The sequence below is a fragment of the Pseudomonas sp. LF020 genome (assembly GCF_053456425.1).
Window position 1 is genome coordinate 534177 of the sequence record NZ_JBRFIX010000002.1, and the last position, 13454, is coordinate 547630.

The 13454-nt window shown below is 61.5% G+C and carries 11 protein-coding genes and 1 pseudogene; all 12 read left to right on the forward strand.

Annotated features, from left to right (window positions below; all coding sequences use genetic code 11):
• The first annotated feature begins 269 nt into the window (after positions 1-269).
• The 12 genes and pseudogenes from arnB to ACU680_RS06450 all read left to right on the forward strand — a co-directional run bounded on the left by arnB (position 270) and on the right by ACU680_RS06450 (position 13449).
• A complete protein-coding gene (gene arnB / locus ACU680_RS06395) occupies positions 270-1418 on the forward strand; it encodes a UDP-4-amino-4-deoxy-L-arabinose aminotransferase (protein WP_007969509.1) in 1149 nt (382 codons plus the stop codon).
• Positions 1415-2446, forward strand: coding sequence for an undecaprenyl-phosphate 4-deoxy-4-formamido-L-arabinose transferase (gene arnC, locus ACU680_RS06400; RefSeq protein WP_123586304.1), 1032 nt, complete (start codon positions 1415-1417; stop codon positions 2444-2446). Before arnB ends, arnC begins: the two co-directional genes overlap by 4 nt.
• On the forward strand, positions 2443-4434 hold the full coding sequence (arnA, locus tag ACU680_RS06405; protein WP_247267606.1) for a bifunctional UDP-4-amino-4-deoxy-L-arabinose formyltransferase/UDP-glucuronic acid oxidase ArnA: 1992 nt from the start codon (positions 2443-2445) through the stop codon (positions 4432-4434). Before arnC ends, arnA begins: the two co-directional genes overlap by 4 nt.
• On the forward strand, positions 4434-5318 hold the full coding sequence (arnD, locus tag ACU680_RS06410) for a 4-deoxy-4-formamido-L-arabinose-phosphoundecaprenol deformylase (protein ID WP_448178980.1): 885 nt from the start codon (positions 4434-4436) through the stop codon (positions 5316-5318). The genes arnA and arnD overlap by 1 nt, the downstream gene beginning before the upstream one ends.
• The gene (gene arnT, locus ACU680_RS06415; protein ID WP_448178981.1) at positions 5315-6964 is read left to right on the forward strand and encodes a lipid IV(A) 4-amino-4-deoxy-L-arabinosyltransferase; all 1650 of its coding nucleotides are present in this window, start codon (positions 5315-5317) and stop codon (positions 6962-6964) included. The genes arnD and arnT overlap by 4 nt, the downstream gene beginning before the upstream one ends.
• Positions 6961-7305, forward strand: a complete 345-nt coding sequence (gene arnE / locus ACU680_RS06420) for a 4-amino-4-deoxy-L-arabinose-phosphoundecaprenol flippase subunit ArnE (protein WP_448178982.1) — start codon at positions 6961-6963, stop codon at positions 7303-7305. Before arnT ends, arnE begins: the two co-directional genes overlap by 4 nt.
• The gene (arnF, locus tag ACU680_RS06425; RefSeq protein WP_448178983.1) at positions 7302-7715 is read left to right on the forward strand and encodes a 4-amino-4-deoxy-L-arabinose-phosphoundecaprenol flippase subunit ArnF; all 414 of its coding nucleotides are present in this window, start codon (positions 7302-7304) and stop codon (positions 7713-7715) included. Before arnE ends, arnF begins: the two co-directional genes overlap by 4 nt.
• Positions 7712-9102 (forward strand): annotated as a pseudogene (locus ACU680_RS06430) (UDP-glucose dehydrogenase family protein); the annotation flags it as partial. The gene arnF and the pseudogene ACU680_RS06430, both read left to right, overlap by 4 nt.
• Positions 9088-10686 carry an ArnT family glycosyltransferase gene (locus ACU680_RS06435; RefSeq protein ID WP_448179133.1) on the forward strand — a complete coding sequence of 533 codons (1599 nt, stop codon included), beginning with the start codon at positions 9088-9090 and terminating at the stop codon, positions 10684-10686. The pseudogene ACU680_RS06430 and the gene ACU680_RS06435, both read left to right, overlap by 15 nt.
• 81 nt (positions 10687-10767) lie before the next feature.
• Complete coding sequence (locus ACU680_RS06440; RefSeq protein ID WP_448178984.1) at positions 10768-11286, forward strand: GNAT family N-acetyltransferase; 519 nt, start codon at positions 10768-10770, stop codon at positions 11284-11286.
• Positions 11287-11426: 140 nt separating this feature from the next.
• Positions 11427-12605 carry an MFS transporter gene (locus tag ACU680_RS06445; protein WP_448178985.1) on the forward strand — a complete coding sequence of 393 codons (1179 nt, stop codon included), beginning with the start codon at positions 11427-11429 and terminating at the stop codon, positions 12603-12605.
• Positions 12606-12759: 154 nt separating this feature from the next.
• The gene (locus tag ACU680_RS06450) at positions 12760-13449 is read left to right on the forward strand and encodes an HPP family protein (protein WP_448178986.1); all 690 of its coding nucleotides are present in this window, start codon (positions 12760-12762) and stop codon (positions 13447-13449) included.
• Positions 13450-13454 lie beyond the last annotated feature (5 nt).

Below are 13454 nucleotides of genomic sequence, written 5' to 3' on the forward strand. Positions count from 1 at the left end.
CTGAACAGCGGCTGTATAAGTGACAGATAAACGATTCGCCAACCGGTTTTTCATGTTCCTTTCACAAAAACCGGCATAACCTTAATTCCCATAGGTTCGGTAGTGGCTATGCCCCAACCTGCCGGGCAAATCGTGAAAAGTCAATCAATCCCCGACGTCATGCTTTTTTTGCCAAGTTATTGATGCAGGAGCGCTTTTCTGTGTCTACGCTGTGGTTGGATCCAACAGTTGCGTGAGTCCATCCTTTTATTTTTTGCAATGAGGTGCCCATGAGTCAGGCGTTTCTCCCCTTCTCCCGCCCAAGTATTGGCGATGAGGAAATTGCCGCTGTCGAGCAGGTGTTGCGCTCGGGCTGGATCACCACGGGGCCGAAAAACCAGGCACTCGAAGAGCAGTTTGCGCAGTATGTTGGTTGCAAGCACGCGGTGGCCTTGTCTTCGGCCACCGGCGGCATGCACATCACCCTGCTGGCCTTGGGCATCGGCCCGGGCGACGAAGTCATCACCCCGTCGCAGACCTGGGTTTCGACCGCCAACATGATCTCCCTGCTGGGCGCCAAACCGGTATTCGTCGACGTCGACCGCGACACGCTGATGACCGACGCTGCGCGCATCGAGGCGGCCATCACCCCGCGAACCAAGGCAATCATTCCGGTGCACTACGCCGGCGCTGCGTTCGATCTTGATCCGCTGTATGCCCTGGCCGACAAGCACGGCATCCCGGTCATCGAAGACGCCGCCCACGCCGCCGGCACCCGCTACAAGGGGCGCCACGTCGGTTCGCAAGGCACGGCGATCTTCTCGTTCCATGCGATCAAGAACATGACCTGTGCCGAAGGCGCGATGTTCGTCACCGACGACGAAGCGCTCGCCAGCCGCGTGCGCATGCTCAAATTCCACGGCCTGGGCGTTGACGCCTATGACCGTCTGACCGGTGGCCGCAAGCCGCAGGCGCAAGTGATGGAGCCGGGCTTCAAGTACAACCTGGCCGACATCAACGCCGCGATTGCCCTGGTGCAACTGCAACGTCTGGACGAAATCAACGCCCGCCGCACCGAACTGGCCACCAGCTACCTGCAAAAATTCGAAGGCCTGCCGGTACAACCGCTGGCCCTGCCCGCCTATGCCCAGCAACACGCCTGGCACCTGTTCATCCTGCGCATCGACAGCGAGCGTTGCGGCATGGATCGCGAAGCCTTCATGAAGGCGTTGCAGGATCAGGGCATCGGCACCGGTATCCATTTCATCGCCACCCACCTGCACACCTGGTATCGCCAGCGTGACCCCGACCTCTACCTGCCCAACACCGAATGGAACTCGGCGCGGCTGTGCTCGATTCCGCTGTTCCCCGACATGACCGGTCAAGACCTTGATCGCGTGGTCGGTGCCATCGAACAAATCATGGAAAAACGCCTGTGAAACCTTATCCAATCCGTAGCGTGTCGATCGTCATCCCGGTCTACAACGAACAGGAAAGCCTGCCCGAGCTGTTGCGTCGCACCGAAGCGGCCTGCCGCCAGTTGCATCACGATTTTGAAATCGTGCTGGTCGACGACGGCAGCCGCGACGAATCGGCGAACATGCTCGAAGAAGCCGCCGGGCGCGAAAACAGCCCGTTCGTGGCGGTCATTCTCAACCGCAACTATGGTCAGCACGCCGCGATCATGGCCGGTTTCGAGCAGTGCAAGGGCGACGTGGTGATCACCCTCGACGCCGACCTGCAGAACCCGCCGGAAGAAATCCCACGGCTGGTGGCCGAAGCTGAAAAGGGTTACGACGTGGTCGGCACCGTGCGCGGCAATCGTCAGGATTCGGCGCTGCGTCGCTATCCGTCGAAGCTGATCAACCTCGCCGTGCAACGCTCCACCGGCGTCGCCATGAGCGACTACGGCTGCATGCTGCGCGCCTACCGCCGCACCATCATCGACGCGATGCTCGCCTGCCGTGAACGCAGCACGTTCATCCCGATCCTGGCCAACAGCTTCGCCCGGCACACCACCGAAATCGTCGTGGCCCACGCCGAGCGTGAACACGGCGATTCGAAATACAGCCCGATGCGCCTGATCAACCTGATGTTCGATCTGGTCACCTGCATGACCACCACCCCGCTGCGTCTGCTGAGCATCGTCGGCTTCGCCATGGCCGGGCTGGGCGTGCTGTTCGCTATTGCGTTGATCGTCCTGCGCCTGGCGTTCGGTGCCGGTTGGGCCGGTGACGGCATGTTCGTGCTGTTCGCCGTGCTGTTCGTGTTCACTGGCGGTCAGTTCATCGGCATGGGCCTGCTGGGTGAATACCTCGGCCGCATGTACAGCGATGTGCGCGCCCGCCCACGTTTCTTCATCGAAAAGGTGTTGCGCAGCCAGCCGGCCGCTCCGGCCCCTGCCGTCACCGTTGATGGTCTTTCTTCTACCGCTACTTCTTCCACTTCCGATCAGGTTCTCTCATGAGTGCAAAAACTGTTGTCTTCGCCTACCACGATATTGGCTGCGCCGGCATTGAAGCCCTGCTCAACAGCGGCTATGACATTGCAGCAGTGTTCACTCACGCCGATGATCCGAAAGAAAACGCGTTCTATGCCTCGGTTGCACAACTGTGCGCCAACAAAGGCATCCCGGTACACGCGCCGGAAGACGCCAACCACCCGCTGTGGATCGAGCGCATCGCCAAGCTGGACCCGGAGTACATTTTCTCCTTCTACTACCGCAACCTGCTGAGCGAGCCACTGCTGGCCCTGGCCAAAAAAGGCGCGTTCAACCTGCACGGTTCGCTGCTGCCACGCTATCGCGGTCGCGCACCGGCAAACTGGGTGCTGGTCAATGGCGAAACCGAAACCGGCGTCACCCTGCACCGTATGGTCAAGCGCGCTGATGCCGGCGCCATCGTTGCCCAGCAACGCGTTGCCATCGAGCGCAGCGACACCGGCCTGACCCTGCACGCCAAACTGCGCACCGCCGCCAGCGACCTGCTGCGCGACACCCTGCCGAACATGCTGCAAGGCAAGATCACTGAAACCCCACAGGACGAATCGAAAGCCACTGTGTTCGGTCGCCGTACTCCGGCGGACGGCAAACTGGTCTGGGCCAAACCGGCCGAAGAACTGTTCAATCTGGTGCGCGCCGTCACCCGTCCTTACCCGGGCGCCTTCTGCGCCGTGGGCGAGCACAAACTGATCGTCTGGAGCGCCGACGTCGTCAAGGGCAACGAAGGCCAGGCGCCAGGCCGCGTGATCAGCGTCGATCCGCTGCGCATCGCCTGCGGTCAGGACTCGCTGGTGATCAACGCCGGTCAGCGCAACGACAACGGTCTGTACCTCAGCGGCCCGCAACTGGCAAACGAACTGGGTCTGGTTGACGGTTCGCTGCTTCGCGGTGCCGAATCCGGTCGCGCGCCACGTCGTACCCGCGTGCTGATCCTCGGTGTCAACGGCTTCATCGGTAACCACCTGTCCGAGCGCCTGCTGCGTGACGACCGCTACGAAGTGTACGGTCTGGACATCGGCTCCGACGCCATCGACCGTCTGCGCAGCCACCCGAACTTCCACTTCGTCGAAGGCGACATCAGCATTCACTCCGAGTGGATCGAGTACCACATCAAGAAGTGCGACGTGGTCCTGCCGCTGGTTGCCATCGCCACCCCGATCGAATACACCCGCAACCCGCTGCGCGTATTCGAACTGGACTTCGAGGAAAACCTCAAGCTGGTTCGCTACTGCGTCAAGTACAACAAGCGCGTGATCTTCCCGTCGACCTCCGAAGTCTATGGCATGTGCCAGGACAAGAACTTCGACGAAGACAGCTCGAACCTGATCGTTGGCCCGATCAACAAGCAGCGCTGGATCTACTCGGTCTCCAAGCAACTGCTGGACCGCGTGATCTGGGCTTACGGCGCCAAGGGCCTGAACTTCACCCTGTTCCGTCCGTTCAACTGGATGGGCCCGCGTCTGGACCGTCTGGATTCGGCGCGTATCGGCAGCTCCCGCGCCATCACCCAGTTGATCCTCAACCTGGTGGAAGGCACGCCGATCCGTCTGTTTGACGGTGGCGAGCAGAAGCGTTGCTTCACCGACATCGCTGACGGCGTCGAGGCACTGGCGCGGATCATCGATAACGACAACGACGTGTGCAACGGCCAGATCATCAACATCGGCAACCCGGACAACGAGGCGAGCATCCGTCAACTGGGCGAAGAGCTGCTGCGTCAGTTCGAAGCGCACCCGCTGCGTCACAACTTCCCGCCGTTCGCCGGTTTCCGCGACGTGGAAAGCAAGGCGTTCTACGGTGCCGGTTACCAGGACGTGGAACACCGCAAGCCAAGCATCGCCAACGCCAAGCGCCTGCTGAACTGGGAGCCGACCGTGGAAATGCGCGAGACCATCGGCAACACCCTGGACTTCTTCCTGCGTGAAGCCATGCTCGAAATCGCGGACAAGAAGTAATGCAGGCAGGTCTTCGTATCGATGTCGACACCTACCGTGGCACCCGTGAAGGTGTGCCGCGGTTGCTGGAGATGCTCGACGAGGCGCAGGTCAAGGCAACGTTTTTCTTCAGTGTCGGCCCGGACAACATGGGTCGGCATCTGTGGCGCCTGATCCGCCCGCAGTTCCTCTGGAAAATGCTCCGTTCCAACGCTGCCGGCCTCTACGGCTGGGACATTTTGCTGGCCGGCACCGCCTGGCCCGGCAAACCGATTGGCCGTGATCTCGGGCACCTGATGCGTCAGGCCCGGGATGCCGGTCACGAAGTCGGCCTGCACGCCTGGGATCACCATGGCTGGCAAGCCAATGCCGGACGCTGGAGCGACGCGCAACTGATCGAACAGATCCGGCGCGGCGTCGATACCTTGAGCGACATCCTCGGCGAAAAGATCCAGTGTTCGGCCGCCGCCGGTTGGCGTGCGGACGAGCGCGTGATCGAGGCCAAGCAGACCTTCGGCTTTCGCTATAACAGCGATTGCCGCGGGCAGAGCCTGTTCCGTCCGCTGCTGGCGGACGGCACGCCGGGTACGCCGCAGATTCCGGTGGACCTGCCGACCTTCGACGAAGTCGTCGGCCCACACGTGGCGGCCAAGGACTTCAACGCCTTCATCCTCGACCGGTTCCAGCCGCAAGCACTCAACGTCTACACCATTCATGCCGAAGTAGAAGGGATTCTGATGGCTCAGGATTTTCGCCAGTTGCTGGCCGATGCACGCCAGCGCAACATTGACTTCAAACCCTTGGGCGACTTGTTGCCCGAGTTCTTCAACACCCTGCCCGTAGGCCGCGTGCAACGCGGTGTGCTCGAAGGCCGTGAAGGCTGGCTGGGAGTGCAAGGCGCATGACCAGACGCTGGGCACTGCCGCTGTTGGTCGGCCTCTGTCTGCTGGCCTATCTGTTGCCGCTGAGCACCCATGGCCTGTGGATCCCCGACGAAACCCGTTACGCACAGATCAGCCAGGACATGCTGCTCAGTGGCAACTGGGTGTCGCCGCATTTCATGGGTCTGCGGTATTTCGAGAAGCCGATTGCCGGCTACTGGATGATCGCCATTGGCCAGGAATTGTTCGGGCAGAATCTGTTCGGCGTGCGCTTCGCCTCGGCCCTCAGCACGGCTTTGAGTGTGCTGCTGGCCTACCTGGTCGCGCGCAGGCTATGGAACGATCCGCGCAAGAGCTTCGTCTGCGCCCTGCTCTACATGAGCTTCACCGTCGTCGCCGGTCAGGCCGGGTACGCCAACCTCGATCCGCAATTCACCTTCTGGGTCAACCTGAGCCTGGTCGCGCTGTGGTTTGCGCTCGACAGCCGCAGCACCGGGCAACGGCTGGGCGCCTGGGCGCTGCTGGGGCTGGCCTGCGGCATGGGTTTCATGACCAAGGGCTTTCTCGCCTGGTTGCTGCCGGTACTGATCGCGTTGCCGTGGATGCTCTGGCAGAAACGCTGGCGTGAACTGCTGGTGTTCGGCCCGGTGGCGATCGCCATCGCGATCATCGTCAGCTTGCCGTGGGCGCTGGCGGTGCACGCACAGGAACCGGATTACTGGCGGTTCTTCTTCTGGCACGAACACATCCGGCGCTTTGCCGGTGACGATGCGCAGCACGATGCACCGTGGTGGTTCTACTTGCCGCTGCTGGTGGCGTTCAGTCTGCCGTGGGTTGGCCTGTTGCCGACCGCGTTCAAGCAAGCCTGGCAAACCCGGGCCCAGCCGAACATGGTTTTCCTGCTGTTGTGGCTGTGGTTGCCGCTGGGCTTTTTCAGCCTGAGCAACGGCAAGCTGCCGACCTACATCCTGCCGTGCCTGCTGCCATTGGCACTGCTGCTGGGCAATGCGCTGGCTGATCGCCTGCGTCTGGAACAAGGTCGGGCGCTGGGAATCAACGGTCTGCTGAACCTGTTGCTGGGTGTGGTCACGCTGATCGCACTGGTTTACCTGCAATTGAACAAACCGGTGTACGACCACGAACTGCACAGCATGGTGCTGGTGTTCATCGCCCTGATCGGCTGGATCATCGCCAACCTGGCGCAAGCGTTCCTGCCGTTGCAGTGCTGGGCGGCGCCGGCGCTGGGCAGTCTGTTGCTGGCGGGAATCCTGCCGGCGGCGTTGCCCAAGTCGGTGGTGGCCAACAAGACTCCGGATCAGTTCATCCGGCACCACGTCACCGAACTGTCCGGCGCCACGCACCTGCTGAGCAATGATCTGGGCGCGGCGGCAGCGCTGGCCTGGCGCATGAAACAACCAGAGGTCGCGCTGTACAACACGGTCGGCGAACTCAAATACGGTCTGTCCTACCCGGAAGGCGCTGAACGCCGACTCACCAAGGACAACGTTCAACAATGGGTACGTGAAGCGCGCCGCAGCGGCTCGGTCGGCGTGCTGATGCGCGTCAAGGGCCAGGACGAGCTCGAAGAGCTGGACCTGCTGCCCAAGGACGGTACCCGTTACGAATCGGGCAATCTGGTGATCATGGTGCTGCCCAAGGATCCGTCATGAGTTGGTTGCTGTTACTGACGGCGTGTCTGCTGACGTGCCTGGGGCAAGTCGCGCAGAAATTCGCCGTGGAGAGCTGGCGCGGCGTTGATTCGTCCTGGGTCGACAAACTGCGTTCGCCGTGGTTGTGGCTGGCGCTGTTTGCTCTCGGTAGCGGGCTGCTGGTCTGGCTGCTGGTGCTGCAACGTCTTGAAGTGGGCATCGCTTACCCGATGCTCAGCCTCAACTTCGTGCTGATCACCCTGATTGCCCGCTTCATCTTTCGCGAGCCCATCGACCGCCAGCATTGGCTGGGCGTGGCGCTGGTGATCGGCGGTGTGGTCTTGCTGGGGCAACAGTCATGAATCAGGCACGCGGTATCGGTTTTGCCCTGGCCAGCGTCATGCTGGTCAGTGGCGCGCAACTGGGCATGCGCTGGAGCATGACGCGCCTGCCGCAACCGGAACAATGGCTGACGGCGCTGAGCGCCGGCAACGTTGATCTGGCGGCATTGGCCGTGGTGCTGGCGGCGATTTTCGCCTACGCCCTGTCGATGCTCTGCTGGCTCGCGGCCTTGCGCGATCTGCCGCTGGGCCGGGCCTATTCGCTGCTGAGCATCAGCTATGCGCTGGTGTACCTGCTGGCGGCCAGTCTGCCGCTGTTCAACGAATCCTTCAGTTTCACTAAATCGCTGGGCGTGGCACTGGTCATGCTCGGGGTCATCACTATTAACACTCGTCCGTCTCGTGCGCCCGAATTCAGGAGTGCTCCATGAAAATCACAGTATTTGGTAGCGGTTATGTCGGCCTGGTGCAGGCCGCCGTGTTGGCCGAAGTCGGTCACGACGTCGTGTGCATGGACATCGATCAGAAGAAAGTCGAACTGCTGCGCCAGGGTCACGTCAGCATCTTCGAACCAGGCCTGTCGAGCCTGGTGCGCGAAGGCCTGGACTCCGGCCGCCTGCATTTCACTTCCGATGAAAAACTCGCCGTGCAGCACGGTCGCGTGGCGTTCATCGCCGTAGGTACACCGTCCAGCGAAGACGGCTCGGCCGATCTGAAATACGTGCTGTCGGTGGGTGACGCCGTGGCGCGTCACCGTGAACAGCCGCTGATCCTGGTGGAGAAATCCACCGTACCGGTCGGCACCGGCGACACCCTGCGTGCGCACATTCAGGCCGCGCTGGACAAGGCCGGTCGTGAGCTGCAGTTCGATATCGTCTCCAACCCGGAATTCCTCAAGGAAGGTTCGGCGGTGTCCGACTGCCGTCGTCCCGACCGCATCGTCATCGGCTGCGAAGGTGATGAAGTGCAGGACGTGATGCGCGACCTGTACTCGCCGTTCAACCGCAACCATGACCGCATCATGTTCATGGACCTGCGCAGCGCCGAGCTGACCAAATACGCCGCCAACTGCATGCTGGCGACCAAGATCAGCTTCATCAACCAGATCGCCGAACTGGCCGAGCACCTGGGCGCCGACATCGAGTCGGTGCGTCAGGGCATCGGTGCCGACACGCGCATCGGTTACCACTTCATCTACCCGGGCTGCGGTTATGGCGGCTCGTGCTTCCCCAAAGACATGCGCGCGCTGATCCACAGCGCCGAGCAGGCACATTGCTCCAGCGACCTGCTGCAAGCGGTCGAGGCGATCAATGAGCGGCAGAAACACAAGCTGTTCGACCGCATCAACGCGTTCTACAAGGGTGACCTGCGCGGCAAGACCTTCGCCCTGTGGGGCCTGGCGTTCAAGCCGAATACCGACGACATGCGCGACGCACCGAGCCGCGTGCTGCTCGATTCGCTGTTCGCCGCCGGCGCCAGCGTGCGCGCATTCGACCCGGAAGCCATGCAGGAAACCCAGCATCTGTATCCGAACGAAGAAAAACTGATGCTGATGGGCACCCCGGAATCGGTGCTGGCGGGTTCCGATGCGCTGATCATCTGCACCGAATGGCAGCAGTTCAAGGCGCCGGATTTCGACCTGATCGAGCAACGCCTGAAAGCCCCGGTAATCTTCGACGGCCGCAACCTGTACGACGCCGAGCGTCTGGCACGCAACGGCTTCAAGTACTTCCCGATCGGCCGTGGCGATTCGCGCAAACTGCCGATGCCGCTGCAGCAGTGGCCCAACACTGCGCACGTCGCTTGATCACGTTGTCGCCTGTCATCCGCCGGCAGTCCCTGTTCGCAGGGCTGCTGGCACTGCTGTTGTTTATCGCCGGGGTTTACGGACAGGCTCCCATTGGCTTCGATTCACGTTTCGTACTGTTTGCCCAGGAAATGTTGCGACACGGGCCAACGGTATTCCCGACCACTTACGGTCAACCTTACGCGGACTATTCGGCGCTCTCGACGCTGTTCATCTGGTTGTTGTCGTTGCCCTTTGGCGCGGTCAACACCCTCACGGCATGGCTGCCGAGCGCGATTGCCGGCGGGGTGATCGTGACGTTGATGTATCGCTTGCTGGCGGTGCATTCGCAGCGCTGGGCGCTGATCAGCATTGCGTTGCTGATGCTCACCAGCACCTTCGTCACCGAAGTACGCGCAGTGTCGCAAGACCTGATGCTCGCCGCCGTGGCGCTGTCGGTGTTTTACCTGGGCTACGCGCACGACCACTTCGGTTCGCGCCGGCGCTGGCCGCTGATCTTTGTCCTGCTGTTGCTGGGCTTCGGGATTCGCGGGCCCATAGGTTTGGTGATACCGACCGGCATGCTCTGCAGTTACTACCTGCTCAACCGTGAGTGGAAACGCCTCTTCGTGTTCGGCGTGATCGCTTCTGTGTTACTCGCAGCGTGCGTCGGCCTGCTGCTCTGGCTGGCCAAACACAGCGGTGGCGAAGCCTTCCTGCAGGACGTGATCCGCATGCAGTTCATGGGGCGCATGGACGGCAGTGAAGGCGTCAGCGGTTCGCTGTATTACTTCACCAGCTCCCTGGGCAACTACGCACTGGCCTATCCGCTGGCGATCCTGGCGTTGGCCGCGACCTGGCTGAGCAAACCGCATCAGCGCGGGCCGGCCTTGCGTCTGGTGCAATATTGCGCGGCGGCGGGGCTGATCGTCATGGTTGGCCTGTCGATTCCGCAGGCGAAGAAGGCGCGTTACCTGCTGCCGATGTTGCCGATGGCGGCGATCATCGCGGCGTACCCGTTCCAGGTCCTGCACGGTCGGGTGTTCCGCGTATTGCGCGGGATGATTCAAGGCATTTGGCTGGTGACGCCGGGACTGTTGATGGTGGCCCTGCTGGTTGCCAAGCGCCGCTTTCCCGAGCAACTCGACGGCATCACTCTGATACTGATCGTACTCGGCGCTCTGCAATTGCTCGCACTGTCGCGCCTGTTGATGCCGCGCTGGCGTGCCGAAGTGCTGGCGCTGTGCTCGGTATTGGCCTTGTGGACGGTGTATGCCGCCGTATTCGAACCGGTGGAGCGACGTCTGTACGACACGCAGGCGTTCAGTCGTGCTGCCTTCGCGCAGGTGCAGCAGAACCCGGCACCGCTGGTGCTGCACGGCATGGGCAAAGACGCCAAGGCGATCAAGTTCATGGTCAACGTCGAGCAGGACCTGCAACCGCAGTTCACCGAGACGGTGCAGCAACTCGAAGCGCTCAAGGGGCCGGCGTGGTTGATGATGGACAGCAAGGACTTGCAATCGCTGCAAGGTACTTCGCTGGCCGGTCTGCAACCGGTGGTCACGGGAAGCTTCGACAAGAATGATTACGTGCTGTTGTACCTCAAACCCTTGTAGGAATTGCTTGAGGCTGCGATCTTTTGTGTTTTCAGGAAAAAGATCGCAGCCTGCGGCAGCTCCTACAGGGATTTGGTGATCATGAATTTTGTTGTACGCCGGGCGCAGCAGCGTGATGCCGCCGCCCTCCCCGCCATCGAACGCTCGGCCGCCGAGCTGTTTCGCACAGATCCGACCCTCGCCTGGCTTGCCGACACCGACGTGGCCAGCGCCGAGCAACATCTTCAAGCCATCGACGATGCGTACGTCTGGGTCGCCGAAAACACCTCGGCGCAGCTCGCAGGATTTATTCGCGCGCTGGATTTCGACAACCAACTGCACATTGAAGAACTGTCGGTCAGCCTCGCGTTTCAGGGTCAAGGCGTGGGCCGTCAACTGCTGCTGGCCGCGATTGAACATGCCCGCCGTGAGCAGATGCACGCCGTGACCCTGACCACGTTTCGCGACGTGCCGTGGAATGCGCCGTTTTATCAGCGGATGGGGTTTGTGGAAGTCGCACCGGGTGAGCACGAAGCGCATTTGCTCGACGCTTTGCAGAAAGAAATCGAGCATGGCTTTGCCGCCGAACGCCGCTGCGCAATGCACCTGATATTGCCCTGACAGGACAAATCCCTTGTAGGAGCGAGCCTGCTCGCGATAGCGTCCGGCCAGTCAACTGCGTTGGCGCCTGACACTCGGTATTCGCGAGCAGGCTCGCTCACAAGGTTTCTCATCATAAAAATAAGGACATTTGCACTGCCGTGGCCACCTACTCCCGCCTGATCCGCCGACTGATGGTCACTTCGCTGAGCATCGTCATCAGCCGTGCCCTGATCAGTCCGCTGCTGACCCTGTTTCTCAGCAACAAACTGGGCCTCAACCCGCAGGACGTCGGCCTGCTGTTGGGCATCGCCGTGTTCAGTGCCACGCTGTTGTCGCTGTACGGTGGCTACATCATTGATCGCCTCGACAAGCGTCAACTATTGATCCTGACCATGCTCTCCAGCGGTGTCGGCCTGATGCTGCTGACTTTCGCGCAGAATCTGTACCTGGTCACGCTGGTGCTGATCATCAGTGAAACGGCGTCGGCGCTGTTCCTGATCTGCTCCAAAGCGATGCTCAGTGAAAACCTGCCGGTCGGCCAGCGGGTCAAGGCGTTTTCGCTGAACTACACGCTGACCAATATCGGCTACGCCGTCGGCCCGATGATCGGCGTGGTAATTGCCGGGGTTCAGCCTTCAGCGCCATTTATCGTCGCGGGGCTGATTGCCGCTGGCAGCGTTTTTCTGCTGCTGGGCGTCTCTCGTGAGGCCAGTCCGCTGTCGCAGGCGAGCCCGCCGCAGAGTTTCCTGAACACTCTGATCATCCTGAAAAACGACCGCACGATGATCCTGTTCACCCTCGGCTGCCTGCTCAGCACCCTGGTTCACGGGCGCTTCACCCTGTACCTGTCGCAGTATCTGCTGGTGACCCACACGCAGGAGCAGACCCTGGATACCATGGCCGCCCTGCTCGCCTGCAACGCGATCACGGTGATCCTGCTGCAATACCAGATCGGCCGCTTCCTCAAGCGTGAGCACCTGCGGTTCTGGATTGCTGGCGGCACCGCGTTGTTCATCGTCGGTCTGATCGGCTTCAGCATGGCCGACAGTCTGGTTGGCTGGTGCGTAGCGATGTTCATCTTCACCCTCGGCGAGATGATCATCTATCCGGCGGATTTCCTCTTCGTCGACACCCTCGCTCCCGAAGAGCTGCGCGGCAGTTACTACGGCGCACAGAACCTCGCGGCGCTGGGCGGTGCGCTGAGTCCGGTGATGTGTGGGTTCCTTCTAATGCACACGCCGGCGCCGAGCATGTTCTACGCCTTGAGCGCTCTGGCGGCGTTGGGTGGGTATTTGTGTTTTGTCAGCGGACGCCGCGTGGCGACAATTCAAAAATAATGCACTGAATCAGCATTTATATGAATTTGTCAGCATCGATTTTGCACGGCACACTGTGCGTGTTCCTCCCCCAATAGTTGGAACGCTTCGAGGACTTTCCGAAACGGACAAGTCCTTTTTTTTGCCCCGAATTTACTGCAAGGACCCGATTCACATGCTCGCTCGCTGGTTGCCCGCCGCCATCAACACCCGCCCCACCGAATGGAGCCGCGCCGCCATCGGCATGGCGCTGGGCACTTTGTTCAGCGTCTGGGCGTGCAGTCAGGTGTTCGGCATCGAGGTCGCGTATCACCTGATCGGGCCGTTGGGGGCTTCAGCGGTGTTGCTGTTTGCCGTGTCTTCCGGCGCCCTCGCCCAGCCATGGTCGATCATCGGCGGGTACCTGTGCGCCAGCGTGGTCGCGCTGCTGGTGGCCCACGTCCTCGGCCGAACCCTGGGCAGCGCCTGCCTGGCGGCGGGCATGGCACTGATCCTGATGTGCTGGCTGCGTTGCCTGCACCCACCGGCCGGCGCCTTGGCGCTGACCTTGGTGCTGGCCGATCCCGCCACCATCGCCATGGACTGGAAAGCCATGGAACCGGTGATGCTCGCCGCCGCGTGCATGCTGCTCAGCGCGCTGGCCTACAACAACCTGACGCGCATCCGCTACCCGAAACGCCCGGCCGAGCCAGCGCCTGTGGTTGCCCCGATCGACAGTCAGGCAATCACTGCCGAAGACCTGAAACTGGCCTTGGCCGACATGGAAGCGTTCATCGACGTCACCCCCGAAGACCTCGAACAACTGATCCATGCGAGCGAACTGCACGCCAAACGCCGCAGCATCCGCGAAGTTTTCACCCGATAACCACC